Genomic DNA, 17,270 nt, shown 5'->3' with positions numbered 1-17,270 from the left:
ATCCCGTGGCCCTCACCGCCGCAGAGAAGCACGCCTTCATGCGCGACGGCCTGCTCGTCAGGCGCGGCGCCGTCGCCGCCGACCAGATCGCCCGCGCCCGCGACCTGGTCGGCGGCTGGTACCGCGAGTCGATGAACCCCGCGCTCATCAGCTCCTACACGCAGCGGACCTTCGCCCCGGAACTCGGAAGCCACCCCGACCTGCTCGCACTCTTCGCCGACTCCCCGGCCGCCGAACTCGCCCAAGACCTGCTCGGCAACCTCCGGCCCGTCTCCACCCTGCAGCTCCAGATCCGCATCCCCGACGGCCAGCTCGAACAGGACCAGCCGGACAAGGCGATGCACGTGGACGGTGTCGCCTGCCCGCATCTCGACCCCGAGGAGCTGCGGACCTTCTCGCTGCTGGTCGGCGTGGTGCTGTCCGACATCACCGATCCGCAGGCCGGCGCGCTGCGCTACCAGCCGGGCGGGCACCTGGCCATGGCCAAGTGGTTCCGCACCCAGTGGTCGCTCGGCATCACCGAGCAGGTTCCGCCGGACATCGACGCCCACGCTGGCACCCCGTTCCTCGGCCGACCGGGAGACCTGCTGCTGATGCACCACCTCGTCCCCCACGCCGTCGGCCGCAACCTCGGCCCCGAGCCGCGGATCATGGCGTACTTCCGCGTCGAACACCCCGACCACGCGTCGCGACGTCTTCAGGCACTGCAGGACCCGTGGCTCGACTACCAGGGCCTGCCGCAGGCTGCATGAACGCCCAGCGGAGCCGGCATCAAACCCAGCCCATCCACTGACTCCCAAGACGGAGGGATACCTGTGCGACCGATCCCAGCAGAACAGCTCGACGCCGCCGCCCGCGCGCTGGAAGCCGGCGAACTCGTCATCGTGCCCACCGAGCGCTGGTACATGATCTGTGCCGACGCCACGAACCTGGCCGCCTGCAACAGCATCTTCGATGGCAAGCAGCGACCACGCACCAAGTCCCTCGTGCTCGTGCTCCCCTCCCTGGAGGAGTGCGAGAAGCAGTTCGTCATCCACCCCGAGGCCAAGCGACTGGCCGACGCCTTCTGGCCCGGCAACCTCGCCATCCTCCTTCCCTGGCAAAGCACCGAGGTCGGCGAACAGCACCCCGCTGTCGGGGCACCCGCGCTCACCACCATCTCGTCGGGCCCGCTCGGCGCCCTCGCGGCGGCGGCCCGTACCCCGGTGGCCGCCACGACCGTCAACATCTCGGGCGACGCAGGTGTCGACGCGCCCGGCCCGGCGATCACGGCCGGGGAGGTCCAGGACTTCCTGGACGCCAACGATGTCAAGGCGGCGGTCATCCTCGACGGCGGGGTCTCGCCAGCCGCCAACCATCTCACCATCGTCGATTGCTCGACGCCAGTCGCCCGGCTCATCCGTGCGGGCCTCATCCACGAGCGGGCGATCTCCGCTGTGGTCGGACGCCAAGTGACATGACCAGCAGCGCGAGGGGCAGGCCGGGCGACCCGAACCCGATCTCGCTGACGCCCCGTCAGCGGACCGTCACTGGTGTACAACTCCGCCTACGCGGCTACCGTGGAAGCCGTCACCAACCTGGGGAGAACCGACGTGGATCGTCGCAAGTTCATGGCCCTGGCACCGTTCGCCGCCGTCGCTGGCGTCGCTTCCCCACGTGACTGGCCGTTGAGCGCGCTGGAGCAGTCCTCGACCATCTCCGGACCGCAGGTCCGGTTGGAAGACGTGACAGCGGTGCGGAACATGTTCGGCGCCTTCCAGCAGATGGACATCTTCAAGGGCGGCGGCTCCGGCCGCCTCGCGCTCGCCGAGTACATGAACGCCCACGTCTATCCGCTCCTCCGCCGCACCTACACCGAGCAGGTTCGGCGGGCGCTGTGCGAGGCCGCTGCCGAGCAGACGTACCTTCTCGGCTGGATGGCCTACGACAACGGCGAGCAGGGCACAGCTCAGCGCTACCTGATTCAGTCCCTTCGCCTCGCCGAGGAGTCGCACAACCTCGCGCTCGGTGCCCACGTGCTGGCGGGCATGGCCGACCAGGCCACCCTGCTCGGCCACCCTGACGAGGGCCGCCGCCTCGCCCAAGCCGGCCGCGCAGGACTCTCCGGAGTCTCCTCTCCCGTCTGCCTCGCCGATCTCTGGGCACTGGAAGCTCGTGCCCTGGCCAGGCTCGGCGACAAGGTCGGCGCGGCTCAGGCCATCATGCGGTCCGAGGACGCCTTCGCGCGGGTCCAGCCGGACCAGGAGCCCGAGTGGGCGAAGTTCATCGACGCCGCCTACCTCCACGGCGAGCACGCCAACACCTTCCGGGACCTCGACCAGCCCGACCACGCGGCCGAACACGCCCGTCTCTCCATCGACCACGCTCGGCAGCAGAAGCGTGCCCGGCGCGGCGCGATGTCCCAGGCGGCACTGGCCGTCTCGCACCTGCAGCGCAACGACCTTGAAGCCGCGCACGCTGCCGGTGTACGAACTCTCTCGCTCACCAAGCAGGTGCAGTCCTCCCGCGCGATCGAAGCCGTCCAGGACCTCCAGCGCCGCATGGAGCCGTTCGGCGGTCACCGTCTGGTGGTGGACTTCGCGGAGCGGGCGCGGGAACTCACTGCTGCCGCCTGAGCCCGAATCTTGACCTGCTCACTCGCTGAACAACCAGCCCCCTCACTCAGTGAACGGTTGCAGCCCACCCGGTCGGTGAGTGAAAAACATCGACATGCCCACAACGAGTCAGAGATCGCGGCATCCTGGAACTTCGATGTCGAAGGGGGCTTGATGGCCAAGCAGTTGACCGTCCACAACGCTACGATCAACACAGCGGCAGTAGAGGTGAAGACTCTCAGCATCTCGGGGAAACAGGTCACTCTCGCTGTCTTTCGCCAGCTCCGTGATGAACAGCTCATCGCTGATGATGGGACTGTCAACGGCCAGCCCTGGGGGTTTGTGAACTACCACCCCGACAAGTGCGATGGTGCACGAGCGCACAAGCATTACGTCTGGCAGCGCGGGGACGAACTTCTGCGAAGCAGGGTGTACGACGTTCCCGACTTCGACCCACAGGCGGACTGGCGGAGACTCCCCATTGACTTCCGACCCGACGAGGCCGATCGCTTCCTCGATGGGTTGGTTCGGGAGTGGATCAATGGGGCTGTCGAAGAGGCACCACTGACGCGCGAGAAGTACCACTCCCGCCATATCGGCGAGCGCAGCCTTGGACACATGTTCGGGTTTCGTGTGATGGCATTTGCTTCAGACGCTGCTGTGGAAGCAGCGGACAAGAAGCTCCAAGCCGATCAGCAGCGAGCGGGGCTCGCGGAGAAGCTGCGAAAGGCTTCAGAGCCACTCGGGCGCTTCGAAACCGCGGAGTCGCGCGAGAGCGAGCTCAGTCGGCAACGCGAGTCGGCGGCCAAGGCTGACTCCGAGCTTGCCGCAGCGCTCGCCAACCTCGATGCAGAGCTCGACGCTTGGGGCATGACGTACGACATGCTGAAAGACGAGCTGACGGCGGCGGCCAAGGCAGAGTCTGACCGGCGCCAGCGACATCGCGACGCGAGGACCGAGCTGAACAAGCTGCCGCAGTTGTTCATTGCGGTATGAACGGTGAGGCCCTCCGCCCCCAGTGGCGGCCCTGCGCACGCTGAAGTCGGACATCATCGGCGGCCTCGGCGGACCAGTGGTCTTGGGGCTGGACACCACTGGGGAACGTGGCGCACCAGCAGCAAGTACGGCCTCAGGTCCATCCCCGGGCATCGAGATCGTCGGGGTGGGGGAGGGCTCGGACGATGGGTCGGTGGTCGCGGCTGGGGTTGGTCAAGTGGTGCCCTTCGGCCGGTGACGGGGTTCAGCGACACCACAAGACGTACGGCGGCCGGGGTGTTCCCGGCCGCCGTAGATGACATCAAATCGACATCGCAGTCTGGTCGTTGGTCCTGCGGGGTGGGTCAGGCAGCCTGAACCACTTCGCCGCACCTGGCCTCGCAAATGGTGAGGCGGGTGATGAGCGCGCGGTGGTCGGTGGTGAGACCGTCGACGACCTGGTGGGTGTGGAGGCTGTCGGGCTTGTTGGCGAGGGTCTGGAGGGTGTCCCAGTGCTCGGCGATCGCGGCCAGGCGCTCCTGGTCGCGGTGGACGGCGTCCTGCCTCCGCCCGAGCTCGTGGGTGGCGGCGTCGAGAGCAAGGTCGCCTTCGGTGACTCGGACGGCCAGGTCGGGGGCGTACCGGCGGAGGCTGTCGTACGCGGCCTGTTCGGCGTCGGCCTTGGCCTTGCGCTCGCGCGCAATGTCGGCGGCGGTGTCGAGTGGGAGCTTGCCGTCGCGGACGCGGTCGGCGAGGTCGGGTGCGGTCTTGAGGACGGTGTTGGCGAGGGACAGGCGGGTCCGGCTGATCGCGTGGAGCTTGGCGTGGGTCCGCAGCGAGTGTCCCGAAAGTGAAAGGTATATGGCCTGGACCATGGCGCGCTGGCCTGCGCTGATGTGTCGGCGGTGGACGTTGGCCGAGAGGATGTACGCGACCTGGTCGGTGCCGGTGTAGGTAGTGAAGGTCGGTGTGACGCCTGCGCGTTCGCAGGCGGCCAGGCGGTTGCGGCCGTCGAGGAGGACGCCGTCGGGGCTGAGGACGATCGGTTCGAGCAGGCCGTGGGTCTTGATGGCCTCGGCGAGGTCGTGCATCTCGTCCTCGGCGAGCAGCGGGAACATGTCGGCGTACGTGTGGATCTTCAGATGGGACTCCTTGGTAGGACGGGGCCGGGGGCACGGGATGGTGCCCCCGGGAGTGGGGCGGCTGGCGTGGGTGCCGGGCTGGGCTGCGGTCACGGCAGTGCAGGGGCGGGGCTCGTGGCATCTGACTCCTCTCGGTTGGTCAGCGTCGGCGGGCGGGGTCTTGGGCGGGCTGGATGCCGGTCGGCGCGGCGGCGGGCGTCGTGGACGTGGGTGCCGTGGTGGTGCGGCTTCCGGTGCGGGCGCGTGCGATGTGGGCGCGTTGGTCGATGCGGTCTGCGGTGGCGTGCCGGAGGCGCCAGAGGAGGACTTCGGCGGGGCGGTCGGCGGTGGTCAACTCCCGTTGCCGGGCGGCTTCGGCGAGGGCGCGGTGGGGCGGTTGGCCGGAGGATTCGGCCTGGGCGAGTGCGGTGGCGAGGGCGGGCCAGGAGGGGTCGGCGAGGATGCGCTGGGCGTGGTCCGGGACGGCAGTCTGGACGTGAGCTGCAAGGCGGTCGGTGGTCTTGGGGGTGGGGGTGCGGCGGGTGAGGTCGGCGACGACCGGTTCGGCGGTGTGCCGGTAGGCGGTGCGCAGGTGGACGAGGGCCTGCTGGGCCGCTGCCGCCTGCTGCTGGTGGCCTCGCCCCTGGTGCCAGCGCGCGATGGCGATGAGGACGAACACGGCGGTGGACAGGAGGGCTGCGGCTGCGTCGCCGTCCTGGCCCGAGCCTGCGGTGTACAGGAGTTCCTTGGCGGCCGTGCGCAGGGCTGCGGCCTGCTGGTGTTCGGCGCGGACGCGGGAGCGGTTGGCGCGGTCGAACGAGGTTGCGGCGGCTCGCAGTTCGGCGCGGGCGTGGGCGGGTGCGGTGAGGGCGGCGGTGTGGAGGAGTTCGCCGAACGCGGCGGCGTGGGCCTGGACGACCGCGTCCGACGCGAACGCCTCCAGCTCTCCGCCGCCTGCCTTCTCGTCGGTGTCGTGCCAGCCGGGGAAGACGAACCGGAGTTCGCGCAGCGCGGTGTCGGCCTGCCGCCACCGGTCCGGCTCGCCCACGGCGCGGGTGGGCGTGGTGGGCTGCTGGGCAGTGAAGCGTTCGCGGAGGCGGTTGATGGACAGGTCGGGGGCGAGCTTGGAGCCGCCGAAGTAGACGGGTTCGCCTTGGGCGTTGACGTCGCCGGGGCGGGCGAGGCTGTAGCCGAGGACGTCGCCGCTGTCGGGGCCGATGCGGTAACGGAGATGGATGCCGAGGGCGGTGAGGGTGGAGAAGTACTCCTGCTCGTTGCGGGAGGTGGCGGCGACGGCCTGGGCCTGCTCCTGCAGCCACTCTTTGGCGGTCTGCTGGTGCCCGGCGCGCTGGGCCTTGGCCTGTTCGGCGCTGGTGGGCATCGGCGCGGCGGTGTGGTCGCCGGAGTTGAGCTGCCGCAGGCCGAGTTCCTTCTCGATCTTGCGGCACTCGGCCTGGGCGCGCTGGCCGTCGCGCTTGTTTCGGGGTCGGCGGCCGTCCTCGCGGACGGTGATGGCCATGATGTGGATGTGGTCGTCGGCGTGCCGCACGGCGATCCACCGGCAGCCCTTGTCGTCCTGGTCGGGGGCGATGCCGGTGGCGTTGACGATCCGGCGGGCGACCTCGGCCCACTCGGCGTCGGTGAGGTAGCGGTCGCCGGGCGCGGTGCGGACGGGGCAGTGCCACACGTGCTGCGGCACCTTCTGGCCCAAGCGGGCCTCGCGGGCGCGGACGGGCTGGTCGAGGTAGTCGGCGAGCTGGTCGAGGAGCTGGTGGTGTTGGTCGAGGGGAGATCGGCCGGGGTCGGGCAGGCCGGGCATGGCGAACGCGGCGACGATGTGCGGGTCGGTGTGCTCGTCGCGCCGGCCGGGGCCGAAAAGGTAGGAGAGCAGGCCGCGCGTGCGCGAGCCGGTGGAGACGTCAGGCACCACGGCGGGCTCCCGGAGCCACACGCTGGTAGGCGAGGCGGGCCTCGGTCGCGCACGCGTCGAGGGCGCTGAGGACCTCCATGGCGCGCTCCGGGATCTCGCCCCGGTAGATCTCGACCATGAGCTGGTTGAGGTTGTTGCCGGCCTTGTTGATCGCCCGCTGATGGGTGCCGAGCAACACGGTGAGGTGATCGACGGCCCGCCGGTTGGGCAGCGGGACGAAACCGTCGGGGCGGCCCGTCTTCACGACCTCCTGCGCAACGCTCATGGCACTGTCCGCCAGGAACGCGGAGCGCGACCGTTCGAGCTTGGCGGCGGCGATGTCGATGAAGTCCTTCTCCGCCGGTTCCACGGAGCAGGTCACCTGCTTGGTGCGGACGGTTCCGGAACGCGGCCGGTACATCCGCTCGGCAATCGGAACGGCGTGACCGTCCATCGGAAGGGCCGGGCGGTCGAGTTCCGGAGCTCCGAGGTGGAGGAACTCGGTGGTGGTCACGGTCGGCGCTTCACGCACGACGCGAACGTCAGCGTCGACGAGCTCGGCGTCGCTGCTCGGCAGCAGCTCTGTGCTGGGCTCGGGAAGCTCGTCCTGGCCGGGGCTGCCCTCGGTCACGACTGCCTGGTCCGGCGCGCCCTCGCGCCGGTCCTGCCCCGCCACCCCTGGGGCGGGGTCAAGCGCAAAGTCCGCGTCGCCAACGGCGATGTGGACTTTGCCCCAGCTTGCTCCGTCGTCATCCTGCCCCCGGCCTCCCCGGCTCAGCGCCCGCGTGACCTGGGCGAAGAACCCACCACGGCGGGGCTTGTCGCCACTGGTTGCAGGCACCTCGGTGCTCTCGTTGCCGGGGTTGTGGTGGTGCTGCTGGTCGGTCATAGGGGCCTCTGTTTCGTATCGGTACAGGCGGTGGTGGCCGGGTCGGAGGTTCGGTGGGGAATGCGGGCGGTGCTTCCGGGCGGAACCCGGTTCGGAGGTCCCGGACGTGCGGTGTTTCGGGGCAGCGTCCGGGAGTGCCGGATATCCGGAAGGCGGGATGCAGGAGTTCCGGTGGTCTGGAGGGGCGCGTCGAAGGAGGGCTCGCCCGATCCGGAGCGGCCGGGTCGGGCGAGCCGGTTGTGGAGTACCGGTCGCTCAGCCGACCCCGGAGTGGGCAATGACCGGCTCCGGCTGCCCGGCGGCCTGCTCGTCCTTGAGGAGTTGCAGCAGCTCGCCGAGGCGGTCGTTGGAGATCGGCGTCCCGGACGCGCGTACGGCGTTCTTGACCACGGAGAGGGTGGCGCCGCTCTCGGCGACGGCGGGCCGCGCGATCGCGATGAGCTGGTCCATGGTCGCGGCGGGTGGACGGCCCCGCCTGCCCGGCGACGCCGGCTCCCGATTCCCGGCGAGGACGGCGTCGACGGGCCCAGTCTGCCTGGTGGCCACCTCCGGGGAGGGCTTCGGTGGCTGCGGCGGCGGGGCGTCGACTCCAGTCGGCATCGGTCCCGCTGGGTCAGCGTCGTTCAGATTCTGAACGGCACTGCTGTTCAGAGGCTGAACGCCGACCGGTGGTGCGGGGGCTTCGGGGTTTGCGTGGAGGAGGCGTAGAAGGCCGGGGCTGACGATTCCCCAGCCGAGGAGGAGACAGGGTGCGACAGCGTCGAGGCCGGCTCGGCCGTAGTGCCCGGCGAGGACAGGCTCGGTGGTGTTGAGGGCGAGGGTGAGCAAGCCACACAGGTGCATCAGGCGGATGGCCTGGCGGAGCTGGGCGGGGTCGATGCCGGTCGCGGCGAGGTGGTGGAGGGCGACCAGGAGGCCGACGACGGAAAGGTCGACCATAGGGGCGATCAGCGGTGCGACCGGACGCGATACGCCGAGCCGCAGCGCGAGTGCCCAGACGTTGCCGAAGGAGAAGGCGAAGGCCAGGGCCGCGATGGCGGCCATCACGAGGGTGATGGTGGTGCGGGCGAAGGCACCGGAGCCGGTCGGGCGGGTGGCCGGCGGCGTCGTGGGCATGCGGTGGACGTCCTTGCGGTGGAAGGGTGCTGTGGGATTGCCGTCTTTGCCGTCTTGCCGTTGCACCCGTGGGTCGGTGCGGATACAGCAGAGGCGGGCTCGGCTTGCCGAGGGGCACGGACGCGGCGGCGTTCAGTCTCGGGACGATGCGCGCATCTGTCTCGGGCCATCTCCGCCCTGGGACGCGCCCGGTGGGTCTGCAGCGTTACGCCGGGGTGGGCGCAATGCGCGGGCGAATGTGCCGGTCAGACGGCGGTTCGCCTTCTGCGGTCGTTGCCGGTGAGGATGGCGCGTTCGCACATCTCGGCCAGCCGGGAGGCGGTGCGGTCGCCGAGGGCGGTCTTGATCTCGCCCGGCGCCAGGTTGGTGGTGAAGATCGTCGGGAGCATGTGCTCGTAGCGGTGATCGACCAGCCGCAGCGTGAGTTCCTCGGTCCACTCGGACGCCTTGGCCGCGCCGAGGTCGTCGAGGACCAGCAGCGGACAGGTCATCAGCCCGCGCATCTCCCGCTCGGTGTCCGTGCCCTGGCGGGGCCGCTGGGAGGCGTACAGCTCGGTGGCGGTGAGCTTGTTCCAGCTCAGACGAACCCCGGCCTTCAGCAGGCTGCGGATCGCCCCGTACGCCTGGTGGGTCTTGCCCGAGCCGGTGGGTCCGGCGATCAGGAGCGACGGACCCTGGGCGATGCCCGGGGTGCCGCCGGGACCGGGTCGGCAGGCCAGGGTGACCTGCTGGACCCAGGTCGTGACCTCCGGGTGATCGGCGACGGCCAGGCGGTAGCGCGGCGGAATGCGGCGGTCGGCGAGCTCCAGCGCGGTCGAGGGCTGGTCGGTATCAGGCAGCGGCCGGTCTGGGTCGATGCCCTTGGCGGCCAGCATCCGCTCCAGGCGCAGGACGGCGCCGGAGGCCGGCTGTGGCTCGCGACGCTCGTCCGCGCGGCGGGGGTTGGGCAGGCTGGTCACAGGTCCCCCTCGTAGTAGTCGCGGATGTCGGCCGGGTTGGCGAAGGGCTGGTAGGGCGCGCGGGCGGCGCCGTGCCCGGCGCGGGAGGGCGCGGCGGGCTGGGCGTTGATCGCCTCGTGGACCATGCTCGGTAGCACGCTCGGGCTCATCGGCTTCGCCGCGTACAACCGCAGTCCGGCCCGGATGTCGTCGGCGCCGGTGCCGCCGTCGAGCAGGTCCTTGATGACCTTGCCGAGGTGGCCCCGCACGCCTCCCGGTACCGGCTTCGGGCAGCCGGCGACGTACTCGGCTACCAGGTCGCCCGCGTTCACCGAAGGCTTGCCGGTGGGTGTGCCGACCAGGATCGTGCCGTCCCGGTCGGGTGATGCCGGTGAGGGTCCCGGGGTGGGTGCGGCGAAGCCGCCCCCTTTAGGGGTAGGTCCATGGTCCACGGTCCATGGTCCAGGCACGACGTTCTCCGGAACCCTCCGGAGAGACTCCGGAGACGTGGCCTGACCTGCACTTTCGCCAGGATCCGCCCTATCGGGCACCGGCACGGCCCCGACGTGGGTGGACTCGGTACCGGCCGAGCCGGGCACCTTGGCGGGGAGGGGCTCGGAGGCGGTCGCGAGCGGTTCCGGAACGCTCCGGAAGTTCTCCCGAGCCGGGCGCGCGCACCCCTTGGCCTTGCACTTGCCGCACCAGCGCGCCGTCTCGTGGACCGGGCAGGAGGGCAGGCGCGAGACGGTGGGGTGGGAGATCTTCTGGTGCTCGTGCCACTTGGCGATGTGCAGGTACTGGCGGCCGTCGCAGCCGGTGTACCGGCAGATCAGGCCGGTCTCGGCGAGCTGGCGAAGCTCGTCCTCGGTGTCGAGCGCCGTGTGCTCAGGCCGCAGCGACCACAGGGCGCCGTTGAGGACGGCCGCGTTGTCGCGGTGGCGTCCCTCGTCGTCGGCCTGGGTGAGCAGGCAGACGAAGGTACGCTCGGCGCCCAGGGACACCGAGGCCAAGTCCTCCGACACGGGGTACTCGGGCTTGATGGTGCGGATGCGCGCCATTGGCCTACCACCCCGTCTTCGGGGCGGCGGCGGGCGAGACAGGTGCGACGCAGGGGTGCGACGCCGTACGCTGGGGCACGCTGGTCCTTCCTCGGTGCACGTGGGCTGCAACCCTGCACCGCGGTCGATCGTCATGGAAGGGCGGTTCTGGACCTTGCGGGCCCTCGGTGTTCGAGCACCGGGGGCCTTTGCATGTCCGGGGACAGATGGGGACGCGAGCCGTCAACGCTCAACTCGCAGGATCGGCCTAGTCGTTGGCGGCGATCCCTCGGCGACCTTGGGCTCCGAGGGACCACGAACCTACGCACACACGCCGGGAAGATCCACTCCAAACGGGCAAGTCCGCCCACAGCAGACAGGCTTGTCGAACGGGTTCTCGCCAAGTCAAGCTGCATCAGCCGCCACGTTCCCGCCGGCCGCATCCTCGATACCGAGCAGACGCAGGAGGTCTGCGGTGATCACGCGGTACTTCTTCCCCAGCCGGAGCACCCGGCAGGGGTAGTCGCCGAGGCTGGCCAGCTCGTAGCCCTTGCTGCGGCCCAGCCCGATGGCGCGGTTGGCAGTGTCAAGGTCGATGGCGACCGGCAGCGCCAGCAGCTCGGCCCGGCCCATTCCCTGCACCACGCCTGACGGCGTATCAGTTCGCACATGAACTCCAAATCCGAGATCCCCCCGGGGAGGGGGCGGCGGCGGAGTGCCGCAGCGGATAAGAGCTTGGCAGTAGCTATTGTGTCGATATGACACACGGCCGCTATGCAGACTGGTCCGCCGACGACGAGGACGCGCTCGACTGGCACGACCAGATCACCAAAGACGTGATCGAAGCGATCACCCGTACAAGGAAAGACCTGGAAATGACCGCGCAGGAGCTGGCCGACGAGACCCGGCGTCTGGGCCACGAGGTGCCCAGGAACGTGATCGCGAACTGGGAATCCGGCCGGCGAAAGACCATCACGATTCCGGAGCTCATCGTGGTGGCCGAAGCCCTGGACGTTGCACCCGCCGACCTGGTCTTCTCACCTGCCCTCGGCGGCCATGTCAACTACCTGCCTGGGCGGGACATCGCCCGCTGGTCGGCCTTCAGCCGCTTCACCGGAGAGCACCCGCACTCACCCGGAACATTCGATCTCTACCTCCTCCGCGAGCACGCCCGAATCTGGCAGGAGCTGCAGCGCGAACATCACGACGCGTTCCAGTTGGAATTCAACTTCGACCGAGAGAACTGGCCACCCGGATCGGAGGAGAAGCGCACGGCTTTCATCGATGCCGTCCGCCTTCGGCTTCAGCCCGTCAGAGCAAGAATGCGCGAGACGGGCTGTGAGGTACCCGACCTCGCGCCGAGCCTCAAGTTCCTGAACGCCGAGCTCCCCCCGCTCAAGACCGATTTCGACCTGGAGGACGAATGAAGGGTTCCACCTACCACCGCTGCTACTGCCGCGACGCCGAGACCGGGAAGCCGCTCGGCAAGGCGTGCCCGAAGGCTGGCAGCCGCAAGCACGGCTCCTACTCCATACGCCAGGAGCTGCCCAACGCCGAGGACGGCACGCGCCGTTCGTTCAACCGCGCCGGCTACGAGACGCTCAAGGAGGCGCAGGCCGACCTCGACCACGTTCGCGGCCTGCTCGCCCTCGGCAAGGAGGATCCGGACGACCTGGCCCTGGTCGCCGACCTCCTCGTGAAGGTCGCCGATGAGAAGGCTCAGCTGCCCGACATCGAGGAGACCCGCAACCGCCTGAAGGCCGGTCAGGACCTCTCCTCCCGCGTCACCGTCGGCGAGTGGCTCGACACCTGGCTGGCCGGCAAGAAGATCCGCAAGTCCGGCATCACTCGCTACGAATGTGACGTCCGGATCCATCTCAAGCCCCGCATCGGGCACATCCGCGTCGACCGGCTGCGGGTGAGCACGCTCGCCGAGATGTTCACGGCCATCGCCGACGCCAACGAGGAGATCCTGGAGAACAACGCCCTGCGGCACGCGCTGAAGGCCGAGCTCGCCACGGTGCCGATCAAGGGCGTGGAGAACCGCGCCCGCCGCAAGGCTCTGCGCGCCGAACTCGCCGAGATGCCGCCCTTCCGGCGGACGACCGGCGCGGCCACCCGCCAGCGCATCCGGGCCACGCTCCGGACCGCCCTGAACGCCGCGATCCCCGAGGGCCTGATCACCCTCAACCCGGCCGCCCACGTCAAGCTCGACCCGGCGAGCAAGCCGAAGGGTCTGGTGTGGACACCCGAGCGGGTCGCGCAGTGGCGGGAGACCGGCGCGAAGCCCTCCCCCGTGATGGTCTGGACGCCGCAGCAGACTGGCGCGTTCCTCGATTTCGTCGCTGGCGACCGCCTGTACGCGATGTGGCACGTGATCGCCTTCCGCGGTCTTCGCCGAGGCGAGGCGTGCGGGCAGCTGTGGTCCGAGACCAACCTCGACGACAGCTCGCTGACCGTGACGACCCAGCTCGTGCAGGACGGCTGGGAGGTCGAGGAGTCCGACCCCAAGACCGACGGGAGCTTCCGGACCGTGGCGCTGGACGACGACACGGTGGCCGTCCTGCGGCGCCACCGCGAGCGGCAGCGGAAGGAGCGAAACGACTGGGGGCCTGCCTGGAAGAACACCGGCCGGGTCTTCACCAACGAGGACGGGTCCTGGCTCCACCCTGGCAAGGTCACCGAGATGTTCGCGCGATTGATCGCCGCATCCGGGCTGCCGCCGATCCGCCTGCACGACCTCCGCCACGGCGCGGCCACGCTCGCCCTCGCCGGCGGGGTCGACATGAAGGTGGTGTCCGAGATGCTCGGCCACTCCTCCATCAAGATCACGTCGGACACCTACACCAGCGTCCTGCCCGAGATCGCCAAGGGCGCGGCCGAGGCCGCCGCGAAGCTCGTGCCCCTCCAGCGGAAGACCGAGGCCGAGGCTCACGCCAAGGCCGCAGCCGAAGCGGGGAAGGCGAAGCGGAAGGCCGCGAAGAAGGCGAAGGCGAAGGCCAAGAAGGCCAAGGGCTAACTCAAGATCAACACCGACGCTCACGCATCGCTCACGCAAGCGATCTTGTAGCGCGTCGCCGACGCCTGCTCACACGCCAAGGAATGGCAAAAGGCCCAGGTCATGGGCTATATGACCTGGGCCTTTCCTGAGCCGCCTGCGGGATTCGAACCCGCGACCTACGCATTACGAGTGCGTTGCTCTGGCCAACTGAGCTAAGGCGGCACCGCTGCCACACGCGGTGGCAACGCGGGCCAGTCTACACAGGTTCGCGGGTGATCCGTACCGGGTGGGTTCCGGGGGTCAGGCGGAGGAGACGGCGAGCTTGGCGGCGAAGCCGGCGAAGAGGACGGCGACGCCGCTGGTCAGACCGGCGGAGAGGCGCTTGCGGCGGCGGAAGGCGGTGGCGAGGGTGGTGCCCGCGAAGATCAGCATGGTGAGGTAGAGCATGCTGAAGGTCTGCAGGACGCCGCCGAGCAGGGCGAAGGAGAGCGCGGGCCGGGCGTAGGACGGGTCCACGAACTGCGTGAAGAACGAGAGCAGGAAGAGGATCGCCTTCGGGTTCAGCAGGCTGATCACCAGGGCGCGGCGGAACGGGCGTTCGGTGGGCTCGGCGGCGGGCTCGGCGGGCGCGTCGGGGGCCTCGGCGGCGCGGCGTTCGCGCCAGAGCTGGCGGGCGGCGCGGAGCATGCCGATGCCGATCCAGAGCAGGTAGGCGGCGCCGCCGAACTTCACCACCGCGAAGACGGCCGGGTTGGCCTCCAGCAGTGAGGCGGCGCCCAGCGAGGTGAGGCTGATCAGGGTGAAGTCGCCGACGAAGACGCCCATGGCGGCGGTGTAGCCGGTCCGGACGCCCTTGCGGGCGGCGACGGACAGCACGTACAGCGAGTTGGGGCCGGGGAGGAGGATGATGACGAGGGCGCCGAGGACGTACGTCGCCAGGTCGTTGACTCCGAACACGGTGCGGCTCCGGTGAGGGTGGCGGGGACGGGCGGGTGGGGGCGCTCATCGTAACTTCGCACCGGCGACAGTTGAAGCGGAAATTACCCGGTCTGCCCCTCTCCGCCCCCTGACCGCTCGGCCGCGCCCTCCCCCTCCACCGCTACCTGCCGCAGCGTTTCCCCTGCTCCGGGGCCTCCCCGCCCAGCAGGTACCGGTTGACCGCCCCGTCGACGCACGCGTCGTTCCGGCCGTACGCGGTGTGCCCGTCGCCCTCGTACGTCAGCAGCCGGCCGGACTCCAGCTGCCCGGCGAGCGACTGCGCCCAGGCGTACGGGGTGGCCGGGTCGCGGGTGGTGCCGACGACCACGATCGGGGCCGCGCCGGCCGCCCGGACGGTGTGCGGCGCGCCGGTGGCCGTGACCGGCCAGTAGCTGCAGGTCAACGCCATCCAGGCCATGTCGCGGCCGAACCGCGGCGAGGTCCGCTCGAAGTCCGGCACCGCCTGCTGGGCTTCGGCCGGGCCGGTGAACGGGGCCGGCAGGTCCAGGCAGTTCACCGCCGTGTTGGCGGACATCAGGTTGGGGTACGAGCCGTCCGGGCCGCGTTCGTAGTACGAGTCCGACATCTTGAGCAGGGCCGTGCCGTCGCCGGCCTTCGCGTCGGCGAGCGCGGTGCGCAGCATGGGCCAGAGGAAGTCCGCGTACATGGCCTGGATGACGCCGGTGGTGGCCTGCGCCTCGGTGAGCCGGCGGGTGCCGTCGGCGACGGGCAGCGGCTGGGCGTCGATGGTCCGGAACAGCGCGGCGAGCTGCTCCCCCGCCTGCTCCTCGCTCCGGCCGAGCGGGCAGTCCGCGCGCTGGACGCAGTCCTTGGCGAAGGCCGTCCAGGCGGTCTCGAAGCCACCGGCCTGGGTGCGGTTGCCGCTGAGCGAGTCCAGCGCCGGGTCCATCGCGCCGTCCAGCACCATCCGGCCGACCCGGCCCGGGTAGAGCCCGGCGTAGGTGGCGCCGAGGAAGGTGCCGTAGGACTTCCCGACGTAGTTCAGCTTCTCGTCGCCGAGCAGCGCCCGCAGCACGTCCAGGTCGCGGGCGGCCTCGACGGTGCTGAGGTGGCCGAGCCGGTCGCCCGCCCGCTGCCGGCAGCCCTCGGCGAACTCCTTGTCGGCGGCCACCAGGGCGTCGACCTCGGCCTGGTCGTCGGGGGTGATGTCGACGGCGGTGTACGCGTCCATCCGCTCGCCGCTGAGGCAGGTCACCGGGGCGCTGCGGCCGACCCCGCGCGGGTCGACGCCGACCAGGTCGTACCGGGCGCGCACGCCGCTGTCGTAGGTCTTGGCGACGCCCTCCACGTACTCGACCGCCGAGCCGCCGGGGCCGCCGGGGTTGAGCAGCAGCGAACCGATCCGCCCCGCACCGGACGCGCCGGAGCCGCCCGCCCCGGCCCCGGTCCCGGAGCCCGCGGGGGAGCGGACCGCCGACAGCGTGAGGTCCCCGCCCGCCGGGTGCTCGTAGTCCAGCGGCACCGTGAACGTGGCGCACTCGAAGCCCTCGTCGCAGGGCTGCCAGGCGAGCTTCTGCCCGTAGTACGGGGCGAGCGCGGCGGGCACGGCCGCCGGGAGGGGCTCCAACGGGGTGGCGCCGGGCCGGGGGACCGCCGCCGACGGGGTGGCGCCGCCGGACGCCGCGGACGGGCGGGGCGCGACGGTGTCCGAGGACGAGGCGCCGCCCGGCAGGGAAGGGCTGGAGCTGCACCCGCCGATCAACAGCCCGGCGGCCAGCACCGCGGCCACCGCCGTGCCGCGCCGGTCGCGCTCTGCCCTCATCTGCTCCCCCTCGGGTGCTGGGACGCGACCGCTGCCGGCGGCCGCGTACGGCGAAGCGTAGTCCCGCCGGAGACCGCGGGCCTGCCGCTCAGGACGTCTTGGCCAGGGTCTCGGCCAGGTACTGCGCGGCCTGCCGGACCAGCCGCAGCCGCTCCCGGTCCGGCGTGTAGTCCTGCACGTTGTCGGAGATCCGCACCTCGGCGCGGGCCGCCGCGCCGGTGCCCCCGCGCAACGCGGTCTGCAGCCTGCGGGCCGCGTCCAGGCCTGCGCTGTCGGCCTTGGCGGCGGCCAGCAGCAGCTTGGGGGCGGCGTTGCCGGCGGCCTCGACGCCGGTCTGGGTCAGCGCCGCGGCGTCGTACCGGCCGGAGACCGCGGCGGCCGCGCCGTACAGGTCCGGACGGGCCAGCGCGGCGGCCGCGGCGCAGGGCGCGCCGCCCTCGACGCCGAGCGCGCCCCAGGAGGCCGGGCCGGGCGGCAGGGTGCGGAAGGTGGCCGCGATGGTGGCGCGCAGCGCGGCGTCGTCGGCGACGGCCTGCGGGGCGGCGGCGACCAGCTCGCAGGGGTGGGCGGTGCCGTTCGGCGCCTCCGGGGCGACCAGGATGAACGGGCGGGCCTTGCCGGTCTGGACGGCCGAGCCGAGGCCTTCGAAGACGTCGGGCACCTCGGTGTCGGCGGTCATCCGCGGGGTGGCGGCGTGCATCACGACCACCGGGAAGCGGGCGTTCGGGTCCTTGGCGTACTGGGCCGGCAGCCAGACCCGGACGTTGCGCGGGTGGCCGTCGGGGCCGAGCACGGCGGACTGCAGCAGCTCGCCGCCGCCGGGGTGGCCGACGCTGTCGAACCGGCTGGCCACGGGGGCGGGGGCGGGCGGTGGGCCGGGCACCACGGCGGGCGCGGCCGCGGCGGCCGGACCGGCCGGAGCGGCGCCG

At 70.9% G+C, this 17,270-nt stretch carries 14 protein-coding genes, 1 tRNA gene and 2 pseudogenes; 6 read left to right on the top strand and 11 right to left on the bottom strand.

The window, feature by feature from the left end; all coding sequences use genetic code 11:
- The first annotated feature begins 5 nt into the window (after nucleotides 1-5).
- From ABZ885_RS14290 to ABZ885_RS14275, 4 genes and pseudogenes are all read left to right on the top strand, one after another.
- The gene (locus ABZ885_RS14290) at nucleotides 6-752 is read left to right on the top strand and encodes a phytanoyl-CoA dioxygenase family protein (protein ID WP_360187491.1); all 747 of its coding nucleotides are present in this window, start codon (nucleotides 6-8) and stop codon (nucleotides 750-752) included.
- 63 nt (nucleotides 753-815) lie between these two features.
- Nucleotides 816-1,460: a Sua5/YciO/YrdC/YwlC family protein gene (locus ABZ885_RS14285; RefSeq protein WP_360187489.1), complete on the top strand. Its 645-nt coding sequence runs from the start codon at nucleotides 816-818 to the stop codon at nucleotides 1,458-1,460.
- 66 nt (nucleotides 1,461-1,526) lie between these two features.
- Nucleotides 1,527-2,615, top strand: a pseudogene (locus ABZ885_RS14280) (transcriptional regulator); the annotation flags it as partial.
- Between the two features lie 153 nt (nucleotides 2,616-2,768).
- Nucleotides 2,769-3,590, top strand: coding sequence for a hypothetical protein (locus ABZ885_RS14275; RefSeq protein ID WP_360187487.1), 822 nt, complete (start codon nucleotides 2,769-2,771; stop codon nucleotides 3,588-3,590).
- Nucleotides 3,591-3,934: 344 nt separating this feature from the next.
- Here ABZ885_RS14275 and ABZ885_RS14270 read toward each other — a convergent pair whose 3' ends face one another.
- From ABZ885_RS14270 to ABZ885_RS14240, 7 genes are all read right to left on the bottom strand, one after another.
- The gene (locus ABZ885_RS14270; protein ID WP_360187485.1) at nucleotides 3,935-4,804 is read right to left on the bottom strand and encodes a ParB/RepB/Spo0J family partition protein; all 870 of its coding nucleotides are present in this window, start codon (nucleotides 4,802-4,804) and stop codon (nucleotides 3,935-3,937) included.
- 46 nt (nucleotides 4,805-4,850) lie between these two features.
- A complete protein-coding gene (locus ABZ885_RS14265) occupies nucleotides 4,851-6,620 on the bottom strand; it encodes a mobilization protein (protein ID WP_360187483.1) in 1,770 nt (589 codons plus the stop codon).
- Complete coding sequence (locus ABZ885_RS14260; protein ID WP_360187481.1) at nucleotides 6,610-7,488, bottom strand: hypothetical protein; 879 nt, start codon at nucleotides 7,486-7,488, stop codon at nucleotides 6,610-6,612. Before ABZ885_RS14260 ends, ABZ885_RS14265 begins: the two co-directional genes overlap by 11 nt.
- Nucleotides 7,489-7,743: 255 nt before the next feature.
- Nucleotides 7,744-8,604, bottom strand: a complete 861-nt coding sequence (locus ABZ885_RS14255) for a DUF2637 domain-containing protein (RefSeq protein ID WP_360187480.1) — start codon at nucleotides 8,602-8,604, stop codon at nucleotides 7,744-7,746.
- A 245-nt stretch (nucleotides 8,605-8,849) separates the two neighbouring features.
- The gene (locus tag ABZ885_RS14250) at nucleotides 8,850-9,479 is read right to left on the bottom strand and encodes an ATP-binding protein (protein WP_360187516.1); all 630 of its coding nucleotides are present in this window, start codon (nucleotides 9,477-9,479) and stop codon (nucleotides 8,850-8,852) included.
- Between the two features lie 80 nt (nucleotides 9,480-9,559).
- Entirely contained in the window at nucleotides 9,560-10,600 is a 1,041-nt protein-coding gene (locus ABZ885_RS14245) for a hypothetical protein (protein ID WP_360187478.1), read from the bottom strand.
- 384 nt (nucleotides 10,601-10,984) lie between these two features.
- A complete protein-coding gene (locus ABZ885_RS14240; protein ID WP_360187476.1) occupies nucleotides 10,985-11,248 on the bottom strand; it encodes a hypothetical protein in 264 nt (87 codons plus the stop codon).
- An 89-nt stretch (nucleotides 11,249-11,337) separates the two neighbouring features.
- Here ABZ885_RS14240 and ABZ885_RS14235 point away from each other — a divergent pair, with 89 nt between their 5' ends.
- Together ABZ885_RS14235 and ABZ885_RS14230 are read left to right on the top strand one after the other, a co-directional pair.
- Nucleotides 11,338-12,006, top strand: a complete 669-nt coding sequence (locus ABZ885_RS14235; RefSeq protein ID WP_360187475.1) for a helix-turn-helix domain-containing protein — start codon at nucleotides 11,338-11,340, stop codon at nucleotides 12,004-12,006.
- On the top strand, nucleotides 12,003-13,598 hold the full coding sequence (locus ABZ885_RS14230) for a site-specific integrase (protein ID WP_360187473.1): 1,596 nt from the start codon (nucleotides 12,003-12,005) through the stop codon (nucleotides 13,596-13,598). The genes ABZ885_RS14235 and ABZ885_RS14230 overlap by 4 nt, the downstream gene beginning before the upstream one ends.
- Before the next feature lie 130 nt (nucleotides 13,599-13,728).
- Here ABZ885_RS14230 and ABZ885_RS14225 read toward each other — a convergent pair.
- The 4 genes and pseudogenes from ABZ885_RS14225 to ABZ885_RS14210 all read right to left on the bottom strand — a co-directional run.
- Nucleotides 13,729-13,802, bottom strand: a tRNA-Thr gene (locus tag ABZ885_RS14225).
- A gap of 78 nt (nucleotides 13,803-13,880) precedes the next feature.
- Nucleotides 13,881-14,537: a leucine efflux protein LeuE gene (gene leuE / locus ABZ885_RS14220; protein ID WP_360187471.1), complete on the bottom strand. Its 657-nt coding sequence runs from the start codon at nucleotides 14,535-14,537 to the stop codon at nucleotides 13,881-13,883.
- A 142-nt stretch (nucleotides 14,538-14,679) separates the two neighbouring features.
- A complete protein-coding gene (locus tag ABZ885_RS14215; RefSeq protein WP_360187470.1) occupies nucleotides 14,680-16,341 on the bottom strand; it encodes an alpha/beta hydrolase in 1,662 nt (553 codons plus the stop codon).
- Nucleotides 16,342-16,429: 88 nt separating this feature from the next.
- Nucleotides 16,430-17,270 (bottom strand): annotated as a pseudogene (locus tag ABZ885_RS14210) (hypothetical protein); the annotation flags it as partial.

The organism is Kitasatospora sp. NPDC047058 (genome assembly GCF_040643935.1).
Lineage (GTDB): Bacteria > Actinomycetota > Actinomycetes > Streptomycetales > Streptomycetaceae > Kitasatospora.
This window is presented reverse-complemented; position numbering and strand designations above follow the sequence as displayed.

Bases quoted from the DNA above. Each gene is read 5' to 3' on its own strand.
- ABZ885_RS14275 (WP_360187487.1), top strand. From the start codon at position 2,769: ATGGCCAAGCAGTTGACCGTCCACAACGCTACGATCAACACAGCGGCA.
- ABZ885_RS14260 (WP_360187481.1), bottom strand. From the start codon at position 7,488: ATGACCGACCAGCAGCACCACCACAACCCCGGCAACGAGAGCACCGAG.
- ABZ885_RS14255 (WP_360187480.1), bottom strand. From the start codon at position 8,604: ATGCCCACGACGCCGCCGGCCACCCGCCCGACCGGCTCCGGTGCCTTC.
- ABZ885_RS14250 (WP_360187516.1), bottom strand. From the start codon at position 9,479: ATGCTGGCCGCCAAGGGCATCGACCCAGACCGGCCGCTGCCTGATACC.
- ABZ885_RS14245 (WP_360187478.1), bottom strand. From the start codon at position 10,600: ATGGCGCGCATCCGCACCATCAAGCCCGAGTACCCCGTGTCGGAGGAC.
- ABZ885_RS14235 (WP_360187475.1), top strand. From the start codon at position 11,338: ATGACACACGGCCGCTATGCAGACTGGTCCGCCGACGACGAGGACGCG.
- ABZ885_RS14230 (WP_360187473.1), top strand. From the start codon at position 12,003: ATGAAGGGTTCCACCTACCACCGCTGCTACTGCCGCGACGCCGAGACC.
- ABZ885_RS14215 (WP_360187470.1), bottom strand. From the start codon at position 16,341: ATGAGGGCAGAGCGCGACCGGCGCGGCACGGCGGTGGCCGCGGTGCTG.